The following is a 4,374-nucleotide window of genomic DNA, read 5'->3' on the forward strand; positions in this document are numbered from 1 at the left end:
ACCTTAATAATTAATTGGTCGCCCGGGACAACCGGTTTTCTAATTTTCACCCTATCAATCGTGGTAAAATAAGGAACACAATCATGATACTCATCCAAATTCATCATCATTGTGGCGCCCACCTGAGCCATAGCTTCGATAATGAGCACACCTGGCATGGTTGGTAATCCCGGAAAATGACCTTGAAAAAACCATTCATTGATTGTCACGTTTTTAATTCCAACGGCAGTCATTTCTTCAATAGTAACTCTATCTACTAATAAAAATGGAAAACGATGAGGCAAGATTCTCTGGATCATTCGATTATCCAAGTCCATTTTTTAATACCTCCCCTTTTTTTTAAAAGTCTTCTATTCAATCCTCTATCAGTTCGTCGTGTTCACGCTGGACTATTGAGAGAATTTTGGGTAAATTGACATAAAAGGATAACTGGAGTAGTATTTTACCAAAAATAACAATAATTGTCTCAGGGGTGGGAGAATATATGCTGAGAGGACTTCGCAAAAATCTCGATGTTATCATCATAATCATTGTGGTTGCCTTTGTTTTTACTATTTTTTATGGTACTTTCAGTCGCCGATCACAAAATCCTTCACAAAGTGCCGCAGCGGCGGCAACTGTTAACAATACCGTTATTACTATTTATGACCTTGAAAATCAATTCCGTAATTTCATCTCTCAGTTTGATAACAAATATCTCAACGAACTTGACGAACAGGGAATTAATTACCTTAAAAGACTCACCTTAGAAAGTATGATAAACAATGAACTTTTACACCAGGAAGCAAAATCACGAAAAATTAAAGTGAATAATAATGATATTAATACCAGGCTAAATGAAATTAAAGCCAATTTTCCTTCTGATCGGGATTTTCAAAATTACTTACAATACAATGGAATCCGAATAAATGATATGAGAGAGTCCATCAAAAGAGATTTGATGATCACCCACCTTACTAATTCATTATACGAAAGTATTGTTATCCCGCCTGAAGACATTAACAATTATTACGAAGAAAATAAAAGTTTGTTTTCAACGCCAACCCAATATCACCTCAATCAGATGACATTTCCATCTCAAGAAGAAGCCGAGAAAGTCTATAAAAGAATCAGTTTGGGTGAAGATTTTTCCAATTTAGCTAAGTTGAATTCAATTGACACCTATGCTTCCCAAGGTGGAGATGCTGGTTGGATATCAGAAAATGCCCTTCCCAACGAAGCTAAAGATTCTATTATTGAATTGAAAGATAAATTGGGTAGCGTTACTCCAATTGTGAAAGTCGGAAACAACTATCAATTCTTTAAACTTATTGAAACCAAACCAGCTGAGGATAAAACATTGGAAGAGTCTCAAGAAGAAATAAAAGTAATTCTCGAAAACGAGCAAAAAAGAGTAAAATTAGAGCATTTAGTTGCTGAAATTCGCAACAAATCCAAAATAGAATATTCTGAGAGCATTTTAGCCTCAGGTATAGTAAGTGAACCATCGCCGACTGAGCCGCTGCAATCTGAGAATCCGGCAGCGCCATTGCCTGAATCATCCGAACCAACCGAAATACCCGATATAACATCAACACCAAATCCTTAGAGGATTTTGTTTCTATTGATTATTCATCGATATTCATCAAAAATGAAAACAGCCCTATCTTTTCTTTTGATCGTTTTGATTATAGGTTTGTTTATTGTATTTATTCCCCGGGTTTTTTCTTCTACACCTCAAAACGTGTTTTTTCTTAATCAAAGTTTTAGCAATATTGCCAAAAATGATATTATTCCTTATCTCCAACTCATGGAAAGGAAATGGATTTCTGAACAACTTCAAATACAAGCTCTCGATAAACATTTTCTTATTGACAAAAAAGCTCTTTCGATTCAATGGAACTTATCTCAAATAAAAAAAGGCCTTTTACAGAGAAAAAACCAAAATCAACACGTTCCGCTCTTTTTTTCTTGGAATGAAAAAAAAGTTGTAGAAGCTTTGCATTTTATTGCTGAAAAAACCAATTTAACACCTCAAGATGCCTCACAAAAAGATGAACGGATAATTCGTTCGATAACTGGTTATCGTCTTAACTTAGCCAATGCTATAGACGAAATCCGTAATAGACTTTCACAAGGTTTAGACAATATCGTTATAAAAAGTTATGAGATTCTGAATCCAACCATCGACACGAAAACCTTACTCCAGTCACTGGGATTCCAGCACTTATTAGCTCGCTATGAAACTTCATTGGTGGAAAAAGACGAAAATACTCGTTTTAATATTGATAAAGGTGCCAAAAGTGTCGACGGTTACATTTTAGAAAAGGGAGAAATTTTTTCTTTTAACCGAATTGTAGGTCCTGCCGATAAAGATGATGGTTACCTCGAGACCAAAGTTGTAGTTAATGGAAAGCTGGTACCTGGTTATGGAGGAGGGGTATGCCAAGTTTCTTCAACTTTGTATAATGCCCTCCTTCAATGTGATGCAAAAATCATCGAACGAAGCTCCCACTCTGGTTATTCGGAGACCACTTCTTATGTTGAACCGGGACTTGATGCAGCTGTTAGTTTTGGATATAAAGACCTTAAATTTAGTTTTCCACAACAGCGGATAGCTATATTTACTTATGTTGATAGTGATCGTCTCGTAGCAGAAATTTGGGGAGAAAAGGAATTTTCTGGAACCAAATCAATCATGAGCCAAATCCAAAGCATTACTGCCAATGGAGACTCAGAGGCATTTATCGAGGTTGAAACCACGGTATTGAAAAACGATATAGTAGAAAAAAGATATAAAGATCGGTATTTAATTCCAAAAGAATATGCCGAAACACTAAAAGAGCAAATCGACAAAAACCAATAAAAAAAGAGGCGAGTAACTCCCCTTTTTTTATTGGTTAACTTTCCATTAATTATTTATCTCTTGAGATAACCTCAATATCATAAGTAGGCTTTTCTTTATAAACTTTCCCAACATTCATTTCTAAAGTCCAGGTATTTTGCTCAACCTTTCCATCAACATAACTAATGACTTCTCCTGGCATATACGCTTTGAGTGCTAAGATGACGTTGCCTAATAATGGTTTGACTGTTCCAGCACCCATTTTATCCAAAGCCGCTCCTAAATCTTCTCCTTTTAAGGTCGCTTCCAGAATCACCAGGTCTTGATCTTTGGTTAACTTGGCAGTTGAGCCTAAAAATTGTTCGGTAAATTGCTGGGCTTTTTCTTGATTGGGGAAAGACCATACCCACGCTATGATATAAGGAGAGGCGTCTTCTTTGGCTTGGATCTCAACATAGCTTCTTTCGTCTTCGGGTAGTTTTTTATATTCATTCACAGCAGCCTTTTTTATTTGACTATAGACATTGACATCAGTTGTGCTAATTGAAATTCTGGCTTTGGGAATGGTCGCATTGGAATCGATCTTAATTCCCACCTCAATCTGAGCACATCCGGAAATTAAAAAAACTATAATCATAAAACCAAGAATAAACCACCAATTTCTCTTCATATGAGTCCTCCTCGCTCCAATTTCATTTTAACCCTACTTTCTTCTTTTATCCTAATTGAAGCCATTTTGTTGCTTATTTTTGGAATGGTTTTAAATATTTTTGGTTTTGCAAATATATGACTTTTTAAAAATATCATAAATGATGGTAACATACATTTATCAAATTGAGGAGGATAACCATGGCTTATATTGAGCTCTCTGCACAAAAAGGAAAAATTGAAGCCGATATCAAGGGCGAAAAGATATTGTTTAAAAGTAGCGGTGCCGATAGTGATTCCGGCCATTGGCCAACTGAATATGTTCTTGCCGCTTTAGGAAGTTGCTTTTCTGGGTCATTATTTGCCTACGCCAAAAACAAAAATTATCCTTTAGAAAAAGTCATTCTTAAGATTAAAGGTGATTTAGGCTCGGCTCCCTCTCGAATTCAGTCGATCGATGTCAATGTCGAAATTATTGGCAATCTTACTCTTGAAGAAAAAGAAAGATTAATCCAAGCTGGAGAAAGAGCCTGCACTGTTATGAATACTTTACGAGGTGGAGTAGAAAAAATTGAAACTCATTTAATGTCTTAGTTACCTACCCACTAGAAAACGTTGTTGGAAAAGCTAATTTAAACCGTCTATCCTTAAAATACACGGGTATGATAAATCAAGCCCCTACCAAAGAATATAAAATTGTAGGGACACAATAAATTGTGCCCATTCTTTAATTAAGGTAGCGGCTTGCCTTGACACGTCGAATTCTTGGTTTTTCATCTTCATCTGATGCCACCTAAGCGCCATGAAGATCTATCCTGAAAATAACATAAAATGAATTCCCCCATTGAGGGGGGTGTGCCCTTAATCCGTCATCCTGAGCGGTGCTTTTCCGCGTGAGGATC

Annotated in this window: 5 protein-coding genes; 3 read left to right on the forward strand and 2 right to left on the reverse strand. The window is 36.2% G+C overall.

Features of this window, described 5'->3' with window-relative positions; all coding sequences use genetic code 11:
* A partial coding sequence (gene fabZ, locus PLK24_RS08820) for a 3-hydroxyacyl-ACP dehydratase FabZ (protein ID WP_324478285.1) occupies positions 1–317 on the reverse strand: 317 nt, incomplete at its 3' end.
* A gap of 167 nt (positions 318–484) precedes the next feature.
* On the opposite strand from fabZ, the gene PLK24_RS08825 reads away from it, so the two are divergent.
* Both PLK24_RS08825 and PLK24_RS08830 read left to right on the forward strand, forming a co-directional pair.
* Positions 485–1,588 carry a SurA N-terminal domain-containing protein gene (locus PLK24_RS08825; protein ID WP_324478287.1) on the forward strand — a complete coding sequence of 368 codons (1,104 nt, stop codon included), beginning with the start codon at positions 485–487 and terminating at the stop codon, positions 1,586–1,588.
* 42 nt (positions 1,589–1,630) lie between these two features.
* Positions 1,631–2,845, forward strand: coding sequence for a VanW family protein (locus PLK24_RS08830; RefSeq protein WP_324478289.1), 1,215 nt, complete (start codon positions 1,631–1,633; stop codon positions 2,843–2,845).
* 49 nt (positions 2,846–2,894) lie between these two features.
* Here the strand turns inward: PLK24_RS08830 and PLK24_RS08835 are convergent, their stop codons facing one another.
* Positions 2,895–3,494 carry a hypothetical protein gene (locus PLK24_RS08835; RefSeq protein WP_324478292.1) on the reverse strand — a complete coding sequence of 200 codons (600 nt, stop codon included), beginning with the start codon at positions 3,492–3,494 and terminating at the stop codon, positions 2,895–2,897.
* 179 nt (positions 3,495–3,673) lie between these two features.
* Here PLK24_RS08835 and PLK24_RS08840 point away from each other — a divergent pair, with 179 nt between their 5' ends.
* Positions 3,674–4,066 (forward strand): OsmC family protein, encoded by a 393-nt coding sequence (locus PLK24_RS08840; protein WP_324478294.1) that lies wholly within the window; start codon positions 3,674–3,676, stop codon positions 4,064–4,066.
* The last annotated feature ends 308 nt before the right edge of the window (positions 4,067–4,374 follow it).

The sequence above is a fragment of the Atribacter sp. genome (assembly GCF_035418125.1).
Classification (GTDB): domain Bacteria; phylum Atribacterota; class Atribacteria; order Atribacterales; family Atribacteraceae; genus Atribacter; species Atribacter allofermentans.

Coding starts and splice junctions, on each gene's coding strand:
- PLK24_RS08825 (WP_324478287.1), top strand. CDS start 485: ATGCTGAGAGGACTTCGCAAAAATCTCGATGTTATCATCATAATCATT.
- PLK24_RS08830 (WP_324478289.1), top strand. CDS start 1,631: ATGAAAACAGCCCTATCTTTTCTTTTGATCGTTTTGATTATAGGTTTG.
- PLK24_RS08835 (WP_324478292.1), bottom strand. CDS start 3,494: ATGAAGAGAAATTGGTGGTTTATTCTTGGTTTTATGATTATAGTTTTT.
- PLK24_RS08840 (WP_324478294.1), top strand. CDS start 3,674: ATGGCTTATATTGAGCTCTCTGCACAAAAAGGAAAAATTGAAGCCGAT.